General features: G+C 59.9%; 10 protein-coding genes and 1 other RNA gene. 7 read left to right on the top strand and 4 right to left on the bottom strand.

Annotated elements, in window-relative coordinates; genetic code table 11:
- Positions 1-339: 339 nt before the first annotated feature.
- Entirely contained in the window at positions 340-1,104 is a 765-nt protein-coding gene (locus ACI514_RS16065; RefSeq protein WP_007918375.1) for a GntR family transcriptional regulator, read from the top strand.
- 85 nt (positions 1,105-1,189) lie between these two features.
- Here the strand turns inward: ACI514_RS16065 and guaD are convergent, their stop codons facing one another.
- The 4 genes from guaD to xdhA all read right to left on the bottom strand — a co-directional run bounded on the left by guaD (position 1,190) and on the right by xdhA (position 7,331).
- Positions 1,190-2,494, bottom strand: a complete 1,305-nt coding sequence (gene guaD / locus ACI514_RS16060) for a guanine deaminase (protein ID WP_405122020.1) — start codon at positions 2,492-2,494, stop codon at positions 1,190-1,192.
- A gap of 13 nt (positions 2,495-2,507) precedes the next feature.
- A complete protein-coding gene (xdhC, locus tag ACI514_RS16055; RefSeq protein ID WP_405122019.1) occupies positions 2,508-3,365 on the bottom strand; it encodes a xanthine dehydrogenase accessory protein XdhC in 858 nt (285 codons plus the stop codon).
- Positions 3,366-3,484: 119 nt separating this feature from the next.
- Positions 3,485-5,884, bottom strand: a complete 2,400-nt coding sequence (gene xdhB, locus ACI514_RS16050; protein WP_122597605.1) for a xanthine dehydrogenase molybdopterin binding subunit — start codon at positions 5,882-5,884, stop codon at positions 3,485-3,487.
- Positions 5,877-7,331: a xanthine dehydrogenase small subunit gene (gene xdhA, locus ACI514_RS16045; protein ID WP_405122018.1), complete on the bottom strand. Its 1,455-nt coding sequence runs from the start codon at positions 7,329-7,331 to the stop codon at positions 5,877-5,879. The genes xdhB and xdhA overlap by 8 nt, the downstream gene beginning before the upstream one ends.
- A gap of 268 nt (positions 7,332-7,599) precedes the next feature.
- Between xdhA and ACI514_RS16040 the strand changes: the two genes are divergently transcribed.
- The 6 genes from ACI514_RS16040 to ffs all read left to right on the top strand — a co-directional run bounded on the left by ACI514_RS16040 (position 7,600) and on the right by ffs (position 16,955).
- A complete protein-coding gene (locus ACI514_RS16040; RefSeq protein ID WP_160038949.1) occupies positions 7,600-8,259 on the top strand; it encodes a GntR family transcriptional regulator in 660 nt (219 codons plus the stop codon).
- Between the two features lie 2 nt (positions 8,260-8,261).
- Positions 8,262-11,750, top strand: coding sequence for a chromosome segregation protein SMC (gene smc / locus ACI514_RS16035; protein WP_405122017.1), 3,489 nt, complete (start codon positions 8,262-8,264; stop codon positions 11,748-11,750).
- Between the two features lie 259 nt (positions 11,751-12,009).
- Positions 12,010-12,873, top strand: coding sequence for a cell division protein ZipA (zipA, locus tag ACI514_RS16030; RefSeq protein ID WP_160057077.1), 864 nt, complete (start codon positions 12,010-12,012; stop codon positions 12,871-12,873).
- Between the two features lie 160 nt (positions 12,874-13,033).
- Positions 13,034-15,391: an NAD-dependent DNA ligase LigA gene (gene ligA / locus ACI514_RS16025; RefSeq protein WP_160057078.1), complete on the top strand. Its 2,358-nt coding sequence runs from the start codon at positions 13,034-13,036 to the stop codon at positions 15,389-15,391.
- A gap of 169 nt (positions 15,392-15,560) precedes the next feature.
- The gene (locus tag ACI514_RS16020; RefSeq protein ID WP_405122016.1) at positions 15,561-16,724 is read left to right on the top strand and encodes a putative zinc-binding metallopeptidase; all 1,164 of its coding nucleotides are present in this window, start codon (positions 15,561-15,563) and stop codon (positions 16,722-16,724) included.
- Positions 16,725-16,858: 134 nt separating this feature from the next.
- Positions 16,859-16,955: signal recognition particle sRNA small type (gene ffs, locus ACI514_RS16015), an RNA gene on the top strand.
- Positions 16,956-17,150: the final 195 nt, after the last annotated feature.

The following is a 17,150-nucleotide window of genomic DNA, read 5'->3' as shown; positions in this document are numbered from 1 at the left end:
TACAGATAAAGATGTCCCCTTTGACGCGATCCCTTGTAGGAGTGAGCCTGCTCGCGATGGCGGTGTGTCAGTCGAATTATTATTGAATGACACACCGCCATCGCGAGCAGGCTCACTCCTACAGGGAAATGTGCGCTGAAGGCGGATTCTGTGATCAAGCCTAAACTCAATCGTAACGGATCGTTGCAATACAGCCGAAGTCACAAACAGCCGTACAGTCGTGTTGCCACCTTCCATTGTGTACAATCGCGCTGTTTTTTACGCGATACTTGCCAGCGACCTACTGTGCCGTATTACAGTCACGGTCTATTCGCCGCAGTTCTCCCGACTCGAGTGCCCATGAACGAACAGTTGCAACCCCTCAAGAAACAACCGCGAGCAGGCAAAGCCGGCCGCAGCGGAACCCAGGACGATATTGTCTACGCGCATATCTTCGAGGCCATCCTCGAACAGCGTCTGGCGCCCGGTACAAAATTGAGCGAAGAAGCGCTGGGGGAAATCTTCGGGGTCAGCCGCACCATCATTCGCCGCGCGCTCTCGCGTCTGGCCCATGAAGGTGTGGTGCTGTTGCGGCCGAACCGTGGCGCCGTGGTTGCCAGCCCGAGTGTGGAAGAGGCGCGACAGGTGTTCCTCGCCCGCCGTCTGGTGGAGCGTGCGATCACTGAGCTGGCGGTGCAACACGCCACCGCCGAGCAGATCGCCGAGCTGCGGCAGATGGTCAACGACGAGCGCGACAGCTTCTCCCGTGGCGATCGTGGTGCCGGTATTCGTCTGTCGGGCGAATTCCACCTGAAACTCGCGGAAGCGGCGATGAACGCACCGTTGATCAGCTTCCAGCGCAGTCTGGTTTCACAGACGTCGCTGATCATTGCCCAGTACGAAAGCGGCAACCGCTCGCACTGCTCGTATGACGAACACACCCAGTTGATCGACGCGATCGAGAAGCGCGACGGTGAGTTGGCGGTGAATCTGATGATGCATCACATGGATCACATCGACAGCAAGCTCAACCTCGATGAGGAGGGTGCGTCGGATGACTTGCATGCGGTGTTCTCGCATTTGTTGCAGACCAAGAAACCGGGGCGCCCAGCGGCCAAGCTCTGAGCCTGCTCGCGAAGGCGATCTGACAGGCAATAAAAATCCCCCGGGGTGAACACCACCGGGGGATTTTTTATGCCTTGGAAAAAGCTTAGCGCTGATGCACTAGCGCACCCGCCGCATACGTCTGCTGCACCGTGCGGTCATCACCCAGCGTCATCAGCACAAACAACGTTTCGGCAATGTTGTTGGCCTGCTTCAAGCGGTAGCTCAGCAGCGGCGTAGCGTGGTAATCCAGCACCAGGAAGTCGGCGTCGGAACCCGGTTGCAGATTGCCGATCTTGTCTTCCAGGCGCAGCGCCCGCGCACCGCCCAGTGTCGCCAGATACAGCGACTTGAACGGGCTCAGTCGCGCACCTTGCAGCTGCATCACTTTGTACGCTTCGTTCAGTGTCTGTAGCAGCGAGAAACTGGTGCCGCCACCGACGTCAGTGCCCAGGCCGACATTGAGCTTGTGCTTCTCGGCCATCGGCAAGTTGAATAGGCCACTGCCGAGGAAGAAGTTCGAGGTCGGGCAGAACGAGATCGCCGAGCCGGTTTCTGCCAGTCGCGCGCATTCGTCGTCGCACAAGTGCACACCGTGGGCGAACACCGAGCGCTCGCCGAGCAATTTATAGTGATCGTAAACATCGAGGTAGCCCTTGCGCTCCGGGAACAGCTCCTTGACCCACTCGATTTCCTTGAGGTTCTCGCTGATGTGGGTCTGCATGTACAGATCCGGGTATTCGGTCAGCAGTTGCCCGGCGAGGGTCAGTTGTTCCGGGGTGCTGGTCGGCGCGAAGCGCGGGGTCACTGCGTAGTGCAAACGGCCCTTGCCGTGCCAGCGCTCGATTAGCGCTTTGCTCTCGACGTAGCTCGATTCGGCGGTGTCAGTCAGATAGTCCGGCGCGTTGCGGTCCATCATCACCTTGCCGGCGATCATCCGCAGGTCAAGCTTCTCGGCCGCTTCGAACAACGAGTTCACCGACTGTGGGTGCACGCTGCCAAATACCAGTGCGGTGGTGGTGCCGTTGCGCAGCAGCTCCTTGACGAAAATGTCAGCGACTTCGTCGGCGTGGGCCTTGTCGCCGAACTGGCTTTCGCACGGGAAGGTGTAGGTGTTCAGCCAGTCGAGCAATTGCTCGCCGTAGGCACCGACCATGCCGGTTTGCGGAAAGTGAATGTGGGTGTCGATGAAGCCCGGAGTAATCAGCGCGTCTTGGTAGTGCTCGATTTCGATGTCTGCCGGCAGCGTCGGCAGCAAATCACTGGCGTGGCCAAGGGCGCTGATCTTGCCGCCATCGACCACCAGCAGGCCATCCTCGAAATATTCGTAGGAGGCTTCGATCCCGACTTCGGCAGGGTCGGCGATGCTGTGCAGGATGGCGGCGCGGTAGGCTTTGCGAGTCAGAGGCATGAGGGTTCTCTAATCAGTTTGAGGCTTTGAGTTTGGTGGCTTGACTGCGCCGCGACACCGGCAGCAGTTTGGCAATCGGTTCGGCGCTGGCAGTCTGCTGGCCGAAGTTGGCGTTGTAGGTGGCGATGATTTCGCCGGCGATGGAGATGGCGATTTCCACAGGCAGTTTGCCTTTGACCTCGCCGATGCCCATCGGGCAGCGCATGCGTTGCACGACGCCGCTGTCGAAACCGCGATCACGCAAACGATGTTCGAACTTCGCGCGTTTGGTCTTCGAACCGATCAGGCCGAAGTAGGCGAAGTCGTTTCGCTTGAGAATCGCGGCAGTGAGTTCAAGGTCGAGCTGATGGTTGTGGGTCATGACGATGCAATAACTGCCGGCGGGCAGCTCATCGATTTCATCCGCAGGCTCTTCGGAAACGATTTTACGCACGCCGTGGGGGATGTGTTCGGGGAATTCGGCCTCGCGCGAATCGATCCAGCGCACCCGGCAGGGCAGGCTGGCGAGCAACGGCACCAAGGCGCGGCCAACGTGGCCGGCACCGAACACAGCGATTTGCGCCTGCACCTGGCCCATCGGTTCGAACAGCAACACGGTGGCGCCGCCGCAGCACTGGCCCAGGCTGGCGCCGAGGCTGAAACGCTCCAGATGGGTGTCCTGCTTGCCGCTGGCGAGCATCTCGCGGGCGATCTGCATGGCTTTGTATTCCAGATGCCCGCCACCGATGGTGTCGAAACTCTGATTAGCGCTGATGACCATTTTCGAGCCGGCGTTGCGTGGCGTCGAGCCGAGTTCTTCGATGATCGTCACCAGCACACAGGGCTCGCCCTGGTTCTGCAGGTCGGCGAGGGCGTCGATCCAGTTGTACATAGTTCACCCCTACAACATCGTTGTCTGTTCGGGCCTCTTCGCGAGCGAGCTCGCTGCCACATTTGGAATGCATTCCCCTGTGGGAGCGAGCCTGCTCGCGAATGGCCGCGCCTCGGTCTTTAGAGCGGAGCCAACTCGGTTTCAGCTTCAACGGCTTTCACCGCTTTCAACTGACGCATCTGCTCACACCCCCACAACACCCGCTCCGGCGTCGCTGGCGCATCGATCTGCGGCTGATGCTTGTAATCACCGAGGCTCGCCACCGCATCCTTGATCGCACACCACGAGGCAATCCCGAGCATGAACGGCGGTTCACCGACAGCCTTGGAATGGAACACCGTGTCTTCCGGGTTCTTGCGGTTTTCCACCAGCTTCACCCGCAGGTCGAGCGGCATGTCCGCCACCGCCGGAATCTTGTAGCTGGCCGGGCCGTTGGTCATCAGCTTGCCTTTGTTGTTCCAGACCAGCTCTTCCATGGTCAGCCAGCCCATGCCCTGAATGAAGCCACCTTCGACCTGACCGATGTCGATGGACGGGTTCAGCGAGGCGCCGACGTCGTGAAGGATGTCGGTACGCAGCATTTTGTATTCGCCGGTCAGGGTGTCGACGATCACTTCGCAGCACGCCGCGCCGAAGGCGAAGTAGTAGAACGGACGGCCACGCGCCTGGCTGCGGTCGTAGTAGATCTTCGGCGTCTTGTAGAACCCGGTGCTCGATAGCGACACCTGATTGAAATACGCCTGCTGAATCAGCGCTTCAAAGGTCAGGATATGGTCACGAACACGCACGTGGCCGTTGTGGAATTCAACGTCTTCTTCAGTGACTTTGAAGTGACGTGCAGCGAATTCGATCAGGCGTTTCTTGATGATTTCCGCCGCGTTCTGCGCCGCTTTACCGTTCAGGTCAGCGCCGCTGGACGCCGCTGTCGGCGAGGTGTTCGGCACCTTGTCGGTGTTGGTCGCGGTGATCTGCACGCGATCGATTTCAACCTGGAACACTTCGGCCACGACCTGCGCGACTTTGGTGTTCAGGCCCTGACCCATTTCGGTGCCGCCATGGTTCAGGTGGATGCTGCCGTCGGTGTAGATGTGAATCAGCGCACCGGCCTGGTTCAAGAAACTCGCGGTGAAGGAAATACCAAATTTAACCGGGGTCAGCGCCAGGCCTTTTTTCAGGATCGGGCTGTTGGCGTTGTAGCGACGGATCGCTTCGCGACGCTCGTGATACTGGCTGCTTTCTTCCAGTTCGGCGGTCATTTCCTCGAGCATGTTGTGCTCGACGGTCTGGTAGTAATGGGTGACGTTGCGCTCGGTCTTGCCGTAGTAGTTGGCCTTGCGCACCGCGAGCGGATCAAGCTGCAGGTGACGGGCAATCGCGTCCATCACTTCTTCGATCGCGACCATGCCTTGTGGGCCACCGAAACCACGGTAAGCAGTGTTCGACGCGGTGTTGGTCTTGCAGCGGTGACCGTTAATGGTCGCATCGCCGAGGTAGTACGAGTTGTCGGAGTGGAACATCGCCCGGTCAACGATCGAGGCGGACAAGTCCGGCGAGCAGCCGCAGTTGCCGGCCAGATCCATGTTGATCCCGTGCAGGCGTCCGGTGCTGTCGAAGCCGACGTCGTATTCGACGTAGAACGGGTGACGCTTGCCGGTCATCAGCATGTCTTCAACACGCGGCAGACGCATCTTGGTCGGCTGACCGGTGAGGTGCGCGACCACGGCACACAGGCACGCCGGACTCGCAGCTTGAGTTTCCTTGCCGCCGAAACCACCGCCCATGCGGCGCATGTCGACGACGATTTTGTTCATCGACACGTCGAGTACTTCGGCGACCAGTTTCTGCACTTCGGTCGGGTTCTGCGTCGAGCAGTAGACGATCATGCCGCCGTCTTCGGTGGGCATTACCGAGGAGATTTGCGTCTCCAGGTAAAAGTGTTCCTGACCGCCGATGTGCAGCGTGCCTTGAATGCGGTGTTCAGCAGTGGCCAGCGCAGAGGCGGAATCGCCGCGCTGGTGGGTGTGGCTGTCGAGCACGAAGTGGCGTTTGCGCAGGGCCTCAACCACGTCGAGCACAGGTTCGAGGTCTTCGTATTCGATGATCGCCGCCATCGCGGCTTTGCGCGCGGTTTCCAGATCCTTCGCGGCGACGGCAAGCACCGGTTGACCGACGAACTGCACGTCATCGATGGCCAGCAGCGGATCGCCCGGCATCAACGGGCCGATGTCTTTCAGGCCTGGCACGTCTTCGTGGGTGATGGCGATGCGCACGCCCTCGAAGGCGTAGCACGGCGAGGTATCGATGCTGATGATTTTCGCGTGGGCGCGGTCCGACATGCGTGCATACAGGTGCAGTTGGTTCGGAAACTCCAGGCGGTCATCGATGTACTGCGCTTCACCGGACACGTGCTTGGCGGCGCTGTCGTGCTTGACGCTGCGGCCGACACCGGAGGTCAGATCCTTGGCGAACAATTCAGCCAGTTCAGCTTGAGTTTTCTCTACGCCGTGATGGTTAGACATAAGCGGTCACCCGAGTCTCGATGTGCGGTGTTTGCAGTTCGATGAAGTATTTGCGCAGCAGGTTCTGCGCGCTGAGCAGGCGATATTCCTTGCTGGCGCGGAAGTCCGAGAGCGGGGTGAAATCTTCCGCCAGGGCAGCGCAGGCGCGTTCGACTACGGCGTTGTTGAACGGCGCACCGATCAGTGCGGCTTCGCAATGGGCGGCGCGTTTCGGGATCGCAGCCATGCCGCCGAAGGCCATGCGCGCATCGGTGATAACGCCGTTTTCGACGCGCAGGTTGAAGGCGGCGCAGACGGCGGAGATGTCGTCGTCCAGACGCTTGGAGACTTTGTAGGCACGGAACAATTGCACGGCGCTGGCGCGCGGGACGATGATCTTCTCGATGAACTCACTTTCCTGACGGGCAGTGACTTTGTAATCGATGAAGTAATCGTCAAGGTTCAGGGTGCGGCGGGTTTCGCCCTTGCACAGCACAACCTGCGCGCCGAGGGCGATCAGCAGCGGTGGCGAGTCACCGATCGGCGAGGCGTTGCCGATGTTGCCGCCGAGGGTGCCCTGGTTGCGGATCTGCAGCGAGGCGAAGCGGTGCAGCAACTCGCCGAAGTCCGGGTACTCGGCGTTCAACGCTTCGTAGCAATCGGAGAGGGCGGTGGCGGCGCCGATTTCAATGCGGTCTTCGAAGGTGTCGATGCGCTTCATTTCCGCGACGTTGCCGACGTAGATCATCACCGGCAGGGTGCGGTGAAACTGGGTGACTTCCAGTGCCAGATCGGTACCGCCGGCGAGCAGACGCGCTTGTGGATAAGCATCGTAGAGGTCGGCCAGATCGGCGACGGTCAGCGGCACCAGGCAGCGTTTGTCGCCGCTGTTGAGTTCACCGATATCGGTCGGGGCAATGGCTTTGAGGCGCGAGATGGTCTCCGCTTCGCGGGCATCGAACTGATCCGTTTGCTTGCCGCAGCACGATTGCTCGGCAGCCGCCAGAATAGGGCGGTAACCGGTGCAGCGGCAGAGGTTGCCGGCCAGCGCTTCGTGGGCCTTGGCGTGATCCGGTGCATCGCTGTTCTTTTGCAGGGCGAACAGCGACATGACGAAACCGGGGGTGCAGAAACCGCACTGCGAGCCGTGGCACTCGACCATGGCTTTCTGCACGCTGTGCAGTTCGCCTTTGTGCTTGAGGTCTTCGACGCTGATCAGTTGTTTGCCGTGCAGCGACGAAACAAAGGTCAGGCACGAATTGAGGCTGCGATAGCGAATGTGTTCGCGGCCAGCGTCATCCGTTTGCAACTCGCCGACCACCACGGTGCAGGCGCCGCAGTCACCGCTGGCGCAACCTTCTTTGGTGCCGGATTTACCGACGTGTTCACGCAGGTAATTGAGCACAGTCAGATTCGGGTCCAGGGCGTGCTCGCTACGGAGTTCCTGGTTAAGTAAAAACTGGATCACGGAAGGCCTCGCAGACTCATTATTGTTGTTAACCGACTTGAGCCGAATTTAGCAGGTCTGACTTTTCGGTCAATGGTTTTCTGACTTAAAGGTCAGGAAAGTGTATTTCGTCGATCAACAACGTGTCTATTCAGTATTGACCCACATCGGATCTCCTGCTTTTTTGCGGGAATCGTGCCAAAAACCGCTGAGTGGGCACTCCGCCATGACCGTGCATTTGCGCTACACTGCGCCGCTTGTGCAGATCGATAGAGTTTGAAGGACAACCATGACGTTCAAGGCGCCGGACAGCCTCGCCGAGCAAATCGCTCACCACCTCGCCGAACGCATCATTCGTGGCGAAATGAAGCCGGGAGAGCGCATCCAGGAACAGAAGGTCACGCTGGCACTGAATGTCAGCCGCGGTTCGGTCCGCGAAGCCTTGCTGATCCTCGAACGCCGTCACCTGATCGCGATCCTGCCGCGCCGTGGCGCGCACGTTACCGAGCTGACGCCGCACAAGGTGCAGAGCCTGTGCACGCTGATGAGCGAGCTGTACATCCTGCTTGGCAACTCGGTGGCCAATGGCTGGCAAGTGCAGTCGGACATGGCGCCGTTCGTGCAGATCCAGCAGCGCTTGACCGCCAGCTACGAGCGTCAGGACATCCGCAGCTTTGTCGACGACAGCTTCGCGGTGATGCGCGCCGCTTATCCGTTCGCCAACAATCCTTACCTGCAAGAAACCGTCGAGAACCTGCAGCCGGCGATGAGTCGCGCCTACTTTCTCGCCCTCGAACAGCGCAAGGCCTCAATGAGCGAGTTCCTCGAACTGTTCGAACGCTTGCTGGCCGCTGTGCTCGCCCGTGATTTGCCGCAGATCCGCATCGTGCTGACGGCTTACGCCCAGCGCAGCTGCGATCTGGTGGTTTCTGCCCTGACGGTTGCCTAAGCGTGCGGCTCAAGTGCATCAAACTGGCGGGATTCAAATCCTTCGTCGACCCGACCACGGTGAACTTCCCCAGTAACATGGCGGCGGTCGTCGGGCCGAACGGTTGCGGCAAGTCGAACATCATCGACGCCGTACGCTGGGTGATGGGCGAGAGTTCGGCGAAGAACCTCCGTGGCGAGTCGATGACCGACGTCATCTTCAACGGTTCGACCAGTCGCAAACCGGTGAGTCAGGCGAGTATCGAGCTGGTCTTCGACAACTCCGACGGCACGCTGCTGGGCGAATACGCGGCCTACGCCGAGATCTCGATTCGCCGCAAAGTCACCCGCGACAGCCAGACCACTTATTACCTCAACGGCACCAAATGCCGGCGCCGCGACATCACCGATATCTTCCTTGGCACCGGTCTTGGCCCACGCAGCTATTCGATCATCGAGCAGGGGATGATCTCCAAGCTGATCGAATCCAAGCCCGAAGACCTGCGTAATTTCATCGAAGAAGCGGCCGGCATCTCCAAGTACAAGGAGCGCCGCCGCGAGACCGAAAACCGTATCCGCCGCACCCACGAAAACCTCGCGCGTCTGACTGACCTGCGCGATGAGCTGGAACGGCAACTCGAACGCCTGCACCGCCAGGCCGAAGCGGCGAAGAAGTATCAGGAATTCAAAGCCGAGGAGCGCCAGCTCAAGGCGCAACTGTCGGCCCTGCGCTGGCAGGATCTCAACGATCAGGTCGGCCAGCGCGAGTCGATCATCGGCACCCAGGAAATCAGTTTCGAAGCCTTGGTCGCTGAGCAGCGCAATGCCGATGCGGCCATCGAACGCCTGCGTGACGGGCACCATGACCTGTCCGAACGCTTCAATCTGGTGCAAGGGCGCTTCTATTCGGTCGGCGGCGATATTGCCCGGGTCGAGCAAAGCATCCAGCACGGCCAGCAACGTCTGCGGCAGTTGCAGGACGACTTGAAAGAAGCCGAACGCGCACGCCTCGAAACCGAGTCGCATCTGGGCCACGACCGCACGTTGCTACTGACCCTCGGCGAAGAGCTGGACATGCTTACCCCCGAGCAGGAAGTCACCAGCGCCGCCGCCGAAGAAGCCGCCGCTGCGCTGGAGGATTCCGAATCCGTCATGCACGGCTGGCAGGAGCAGTGGGACGCCTTCAACCTGACCGCCGCCGAACCGCGTCGTCAGGCCGAAGTGCAACAGTCGCGCATCCAGCAGTTGGAAACCAGCATGGAGCGCCTCGCTGACCGGCAGAAACGCCTCGGCGAAGAGCGCGCGTTGCTCTCGGCTGATCCAGAAGACGCGGCGATAATGGAACTCAACGAGCAGCTCGCCGAGTCCGAAGCGACCCTCGAAGATTTGCAGACCAGCGAAGAAGCCCAAGTCGAAAAACTCGAACAATTGCGTCAGGAGTTGCAGCAAGCACTGACCGCGCAGCAACAGGCGCAGGGCGATTTGCAGCGCCTCAACGGTCGCCTCGCGTCCCTCGAAGCCTTGCAACAAGCCGCGCTCGATCCAGGCACCGGCACCGCCGAATGGCTGAAGGAACACCACCTCGCCGAGCGCCCGCGTCTTGCCGAAGGCCTGAAGGTTGAAGCAGGTTGGGAACTGGCGGTGGAAACCGTGCTCGGCGCTGACCTGCAAGCGGTGCTGGTCGACGACTTCAGTGGCTTCGATTTATCCGGGTTCACCCAAGGCGATCTACGTCTGCTCAGCCCCGGCAATGATGGTGTGCGAGCGGCGGGCAGCTTGCTGGATAAAGTCGACGCGCAGATCGATCTGTCGCCGTGGCTGGGTCAGGTCAAACCGGTCGACAGCCTCGAACAGGCCTTGGCTTTGCGCGGGCAATTGAGCGCTGGTGAGAGCCTGATCAGTCGTGACGGTTACTGGGTCGGTCGGCACTTTTTACGCGTGCGTCGGGCCAGCGAAGCGGAAAGCGGCATGCTCGCCCGTGGCCAGGAAATCGAAGCGCTGCATCTTGAGCGTGAAGAGAAAGAAGCCACCGTCGAGGCGATGGAAACCCGTCTGCAAACCCTGCGTGCGCAACAGCGTCAGCAGGAAAACGGCCGCGAACATTTGCGCCGTTTGCTGCAAGACGAAGCGCGTCAGCAGGGCGAGTTGAAAGCACAGCTGTCCGCCGGCAAAGCCAAGGCCGAACAGCTGACCTTGCGCCGCAAACGCCTCGATGAAGAACTGGTCGAACTCGGCGAACAGCGCGAACTCGAGCACGAACAAATCGGCGAAGCGCGCATGCAACTGCAGGACGCGCTGGATGCCATGGCGCTGGACACCGAGCAGCGCGAGTTGCTGCTGGCCCAGCGTGACAGCCTGCGCGAACGCCTCGACCGCGTGCGTCAGGAAGCGCGGCAGCACAAGGATCATGCGCATCAATTGGCCGTGCGTCTCGGCTCGTTGCGCGCGCAGCACGACTCCACGCGTCAGGCGCTGGAGCGTCTGGAGATGCAGGCCGAGCGCCTCACTGAAAAGCGCGAACAGTTGAGTCTGAATCTGGAGGAGGGCGAGGCGCCGCTGGAAGAGCTGCGCCTGAAACTCGAAGAGTTGCTCGATAAGCGCATGACCGTCGACGAAGAACTCAAGACCGCGCAGATCGCCCTCGAAGACGCCGACCGCGAATTGCGCGACGCGGAAAAACGCCGGACTCAGGCCGAGCAGCAATCGCAGTTGATTCGCGGCCAGCTCGAACAGCAGCGCATGGAATGGCAAGCCCTGACCGTGCGCCGCAAGGCCTTGCAGGATCAATTGCTCGAAGACGGCTACGATCTCAACGGCGTGCTCGCGACATTAACCGCGCAAGCCAGTGAACGCGAAGCCGAAGAAGAACTCGAACGCATCAATGCGCGGATTCAGCGTTTGGGTGCGATCAACCTCGCGGCCATCGATGAATACACGCAACAATCCGAGCGTAAACGTTATCTGGATGCGCAGGACGCCGATCTGGTCGAAGCACTGGAGACCCTGGAAAACGTCATTCGCAAGATCGACAAGGAAACCCGTAATCGCTTCAAAGATACCTTTGATCAGATCAACGGCGGTTTACAGGCACTTTTTCCAAAAGTTTTCGGTGGTGGACGGGCGTATTTGGAACTGACGGGCGAAGATCTACTCGATACAGGGGTAACGATCATGGCGCAGCCGCCAGGGAAGAAGAACAGCACCATCCATTTGCTCTCCGGTGGGGAAAAAGCCCTGACCGCGCTGGCACTGGTTTTTGCCATCTTCAAATTGAACCCGGCGCCGTTCTGCATGCTCGATGAGGTTGACGCGCCACTGGATGACGCTAACGTTGGACGCTACGCACGCTTGGTCAAAGAGATGTCGCAGACCGTGCAGTTCATCTATATCACCCACAACAAGATCGCCATGGAAATGGCCGAGCAGTTGATGGGCGTGACGATGCATGAGCCGGGTTGTTCGCGACTGGTAGCCGTGGATGTCGAGGAGGCGATGGCGATGGTGGACGCCTGAGCCAGCGTGGTGTCGGAAAGGTAATTGAGGGTTGTAGGACTTTTTTACCGGGTTCGACTTGCTGGCCAATCGACATATTCGCGCAAGCCAATGAGACAGACGGTGTAAAGTTGTCTTTGGTCGTGCTAGTTTAATGTCAATTTTTCGTATACGTGGGCAAAACGCCTGTCAGAACATAGAGTTGGCGCCACGTTTTAAAGCGGTTTGCACAATGTAAACCCCTTATTTTTCAGCATTTTTTATAGAGGCACGGGATTACATGGAAATCGGTCTGCGCGAGTGGCTGATCGTCATCGGCATCATTGTGATAGCCGGTATTCTTTTCGATGGCTGGCGCCGTATGCGCGGCGGCAAGGGAAAACTGAAATTCCGTCTTGACCGAAGTCTGTCCAACCTGCCGGACGAGGACACCAGCGCTGAGCTGTTGGGCCCGGCCCGTGTTCTGGACAACCATAAAGAACCACAGCTGGACGAACACGACCTGCCGTCGGTGAGCATGCCGGCCCGCGAAGCACGCGAGCCTCGCGAATCCGGCTCGAAACGTGGCAAGCGTGGCAGCAACGGTCCGGCTCAGGGCGACTTGAACCTCGACCTGGATCTGGACGGCGGCCCGAGCTTCAGCAGCCGTGACGACGATTTCGCCGAAGACAGCAAGCCATCGCCGGCGGTGGTCGACAAGGATCAGCCGCAAGCTGAAGAAGTGCTGGTGATCAGCGTGATCTGCCGCGACGCTGCCGGCTTCAAAGGCCCGGCGCTGTTGCAGAACATTCTCGAAAGCGGTCTGCGTTTTGGCGAGATGGATATCTTCCATCGCCACGAAAGCATGGCCGGTAACGGTGAAGTGCTGTTCTCCATGGCCAATGCGGTCAAGCCGGGTATCTTCGATCTGGACGACATCGACCATTTCAGCACTCCGGCGGTGAGCTTCTTCCTCGGCCTACCAGGCCCGCGTCACCCGAAGCAGGCCTTCGACGTGATGGTGGCGGCAGCCCGCAAGTTGTCGCAGGAACTGAACGGCGAGCTGAAAGATGACCAGCGCAGCGTTCTGACCGCACAAACGATTGAGCACTACCGTCAGCGCATCGTTGAATTCGAACGTCGCGCCCTGACCCAGAAGCGCTAAGGCCAAGATCAAAAGATTGCAGCCTCGTTTCACTCGACAGCTCCTACAGGAATGCTATTTCTGTAGGAGCTGCCGAAGGCTGCGATCTTTTGCTTCTGCTGCCACAGATAGATGAATTAGAGCAGCCTCGGCTGCTCTTTTGCTTTATGAGAGAACACCCATGACCGCCGCGAAAAACCGCATTCTCGAGCTACGCGCTGAACTCGATCAACACAACTACCGTTACCATGTCCTCGACGAGCCGAGCATTCCGGACGCCGAGTACGACCGGTTGTTCCACGAGCTCAAGGCGCTGGAAGCGGCCAATCCGGAGCTGATTACCAGCGACTCGCCGACCCAGCGCGTCGGCAGCGTGGCGCTCACCGCGTTCACTCAGGTGCGTCACGAAGTGCCGATGCTCAGCCTCGGCAACGCCTTCGAAGAAAGCGACATGCGCGAGTTCGATCGCCGCGTCACCGAGGGGCTGGATATCCCTGCAGGTGATCTGTTTGGCGGCGGCGCGGCGGTGGAATACAGCTGCGAGCCAAAGCTCGATGGCCTGGCGGTCAGCCTGCTCTATCAGGACGGTGTGCTGGTACGTGGCGCCACACGCGGCGACGGCACTACTGGTGAAGACATCAGCGTCAACGTGCGCACCGTGCGCAATATTCCGCTGAAGCTGCACGGCGAAGGCTGGCCGGCGACCCTGGAAGTGCGCGGTGAGGTGTTCATGTCCAAGGCCGGTTTCGAGCGCCTTAATGCCTCGCAGCTGGAAGTCGGTGGCAAGACCTTCGCCAACCCGCGCAACGCCGCCGCCGGCAGCTTGCGCCAGCTCGATTCGAAGATCACCGCCAATCGTCCGCTGGAATTCTGCTGCTACGGCATCGGTCAGGTTTCCCACGATATTGCCGACACCCACATCGGCAACCTCAAGCAGTTGCAGCAGTGGGGCATGCCGATCAGTCACGAGCTGAAGCTGGCCAAGGGCATCGACGAATGTCTGGATTACTACCGCGACATTGGCGCGCGCCGTAACTCGCTGACGTATGAAATCGATGGCGTGGTGTTCAAGGTCAACAGCATTGCCGATCAGCGTGAACTGGGCTTCCGTGCCCGTGAGCCGCGCTGGGCGATTGCGCATAAATTCCCGGCGATGGAAGAACTCACCGAACTGCTCGACGTAGAGTTTCAGGTTGGCCGTACTGGCGCTGTTACGCCGGTGGCACGATTGAAACCGGTCAAGGTCGCTGGCGTCACCGTGGCCAACGCCACGCTGCACAACATGGATGAAGTCGCGCGTCTGGGCCTGATGATCGGCGACACCGTGATTATCCGCCGCGCCGGTGATGTGATTCCGCAGGTGGTGCAGGTGGTTCTGGAGCGCCGCCCGGAAAACGCACGGCCGGTGGCGATTCCCGAGAGCTGTCCGGTCTGTGGCTCACACGTCGAGCGCACGCAACTGGTCAAGCGCAGCAAAGGCAAAGAAACCGTCAGCGAAGGCGCGGTGTATCGCTGCGTCGGCCGTCTGGCCTGCGGCGCACAACTGAAGCAGGCGATCATTCATTTCGTTTCGCGTCGGGCGATGGATATCGAAGGGCTGGGCGACAAGAGTGTCGAGCAACTGGTCGATGAAGGTTTAGTCAATTCGCCGGCTGATCTGTATGCGCTGAAGTTTGACGATATCGTCGATCTGGAAGGCTTTGCCGAAGTCTCCAGCAACAAACTGTTGGCAGCCATTGAGGACAGCAAGAAGCCGGGGCTGGCGCGCTTCATTTATGCGCTGGGGATTCCCGATGTCGGCGAAGAGACGGCCAAGGTGCTGGCGCGCTCGCTGGGTTCGCTGGAGCGTGTGCAGCAGGCGCTGCCGCAAGTGCTGACCTACCTGCCGGATGTCGGCTTGGAAGTGGCGCACGAGATTCACAGCTTCTTTGAGGATGCGCATAACCAGCAGGTGATTGCCGAGTTGCTGGGGCATGGTTTGCAGATTCAGGATCAGGGTGAGCTGGGCGCCGAGTTTGCTGCCAGCACGACGCTGGGTGGCTTCCTCGACAAGCTGCACATTCCGTCGGTCGGCCCCGGTGGCGCGCAGAAACTGGCGGACAAGTTTGGCTCGCTGGAAGCGGTGATGGATGCGGACTGGCTGGACATGCGTCAGGCATTGCCGGAGAAACAGGCGAATTCGGTGCGAGAGTTTTTTGCGTTGCCTGAGCATCGGCAACTGGCTGAGGCATCTGAGAAACAACTGCGTGATTTCGGCATGCACTGGCAGAGCGAGAGGAAAGTCGTGGAAGGCTTGCCACTGTCCGGCGAAACCTGGGTGCTGACCGGCAAGGTCGAGTTGATGAGCCGCGATGTCGCCAAGGAGCATCTGGAAAGCCTGGGCGCCAAGGTCGCGGGTTCGGTGTCGGCGAAGACCCATTGTGTGGTCGCAGGCCCCGGCGCCGGTTCCAAACTGACCAAGGCCAATGAGTTGGGCGTGAAAGTGATGGACGAAGAAACTTTCATCGCGTTCCTCAAAACTCACGGCGTCGCCGTTTAAGATCAAAAGATCGCAGCCTGCGGCAGCTCCTTGGGGTTAGTGTCTAGCACATTGATCTCCTGTAGGAGCTGCCGCAGGCTGCGATCTTTTGATTTATCCCAAACACAGCGCGGGAACGATGTTGTCACGGGAATGATCTAGTCTTGGCAAGCCCCAGGGAGAGATCGCCATGCACCGTTTTTTCGAGCAGCTCAGTTCCCGCATCATCGCGCCGTTCATGGGCGAATCCTCACGCAACAGCAAAGTCTGGCCGTGCCGCTGCGGCCAGTCGCTGTTCTTTCGCAACAGCCAGTGCCTGGCCTGTAACGCTTTGCTCGGTTATCAACCGGAAGAAAGTCGTCTGACTTCGCTGCAACCGGGCCCGTACGAGGGCACCTGGACGCTCGACGCCGATCCCGACGCCGGATTGTTCCGCCGCTGCGCCAACCTCGACACAGCCGCCGCGTGCAACTGGCTGCTGCCGGCCAACGATCACGACAGCCTGTGCATCGCTTGCAGCCTCAATCGCACCATCCCCGACCTGTCCGATCCGGACAACCCCGAACGCTGGCGCAAAGTCGAAATCGCCAAGCGTCGTCTTGTCGCACAACTGATCACCCTCGGCTTGCAGGTCATCCCGAAGAGCGTGGATGAAGACGCCGGGCTGGCCTTCGATTTCATCGGCGTCGACCTCGAAGGCAACGCGCCGATGACCGGCCACGCCAACGGCCTGATCACCCTCGACATCAAAGAAGCCGACGATGCCCACCGCGAGCAGGTGAGGGCGCAGATGCACGAACCGTATCGCACGCTGCTCGGACATTTTCGCCATGAGGTGGGCCACTATTACTGGGATCGCCTGATCGCCAACGGCCCGTGGCTCGGCTCATTCCGCAGCCTGTTCGGCGACGAACGCGCCAGTTACGCCGAGGCGCTCGATCGTCACTATCAGCAAGGCGCGCCGCTGGATTGGCCGCAGCAATACGTCAGCGCCTACGCAACCATGCATCCCTGGGAAGACTGGGCGGAAACCTGGGCGCACTACCTGCACATGATGGATGCCGTGGACACCGCGTTGGGTTTTGGCATGAGCGCGCGGGAAATGGATTTTGATTACCAGCCGTTTCCGACCAGCACGCTGTATGACCCGGAGCATCCTGGTGGCGAGGCGTTCCTGTCGTTCGTCAACGCGTGGATCGAACTGGCCGGGATGCTCAATGAGTTGTCACGGAGCATGGGTCAGCCGGATTTCTACCCGTTCGTGCTGCCGGCGGCGGCGATTGCCAAGTTGCACTTCATTCATCTGGTGATCCAGCAGGCGGGCGGCCGGGCGGACGAGGTTTTGGCCCTGTAGGCGCTGCCGCAGGCTGCGATCTTTATGTCCTTGAACCCGTTCATATTTTTAATCTGCAACCAACGGTTGTAACTTCGTCTCAGATAGGTACAATGGCGCGGCTCGCCGACAGGCAAGCATCGTTATGGTGACCCCATCGGTCCCCCCGCAACGATTACCCGTGAACCTGGTCAGAGCCGGAAGGCAGCAGCCACAGCGGGAACATTGTGTGCCGGGGTGTGGCTGGTGGGGTTACCACCTTAACGAACAATCGAACGCTTCACCAGAACTGCATGGGTTTCGCCCACTGCGGTTTTTTTGTGTCTGCGATTTGTCAGGTCGACACAAATCCCCTGTAGGAGTGAGCCTGCTCGCGATGGCGGTGGGTCAGTCAGCTCATGTTTGGGAGACAGGACGCCATCGCGAGCAGGCTCACTCCTACAAGGG

This window comes from Pseudomonas sp. M20, from assembly GCF_045037865.1.
Taxonomy (GTDB): Bacteria; Pseudomonadota; Gammaproteobacteria; order Pseudomonadales; family Pseudomonadaceae; genus Aquipseudomonas.
This window is presented reverse-complemented; position numbering and strand designations above follow the sequence as displayed.

Excerpts from the sequence above, each read along its gene's own strand:
- ACI514_RS16065 (WP_007918375.1), top strand. The coding sequence starts at position 340 with ATGAACGAACAGTTGCAACCCCTCAAGAAACAACCGCGAGCAGGCAAA.
- guaD (WP_405122020.1), bottom strand. The coding sequence starts at position 2,494 with ATGCCTCTGACTCGCAAAGCCTACCGCGCCGCCATCCTGCACAGCATC.
- xdhC (WP_405122019.1), bottom strand. The coding sequence starts at position 3,365 with ATGTACAACTGGATCGACGCCCTCGCCGACCTGCAGAACCAGGGCGAG.
- xdhB (WP_122597605.1), bottom strand. The coding sequence starts at position 5,884 with ATGTCTAACCATCACGGCGTAGAGAAAACTCAAGCTGAACTGGCTGAA.
- ACI514_RS16040 (WP_160038949.1), top strand. The coding sequence starts at position 7,600 with ATGACGTTCAAGGCGCCGGACAGCCTCGCCGAGCAAATCGCTCACCAC.
- zipA (WP_160057077.1), top strand. The coding sequence starts at position 12,010 with ATGGAAATCGGTCTGCGCGAGTGGCTGATCGTCATCGGCATCATTGTG.
- ligA (WP_160057078.1), top strand. The coding sequence starts at position 13,034 with ATGACCGCCGCGAAAAACCGCATTCTCGAGCTACGCGCTGAACTCGAT.
- ACI514_RS16020 (WP_405122016.1), top strand. The coding sequence starts at position 15,561 with ATGCACCGTTTTTTCGAGCAGCTCAGTTCCCGCATCATCGCGCCGTTC.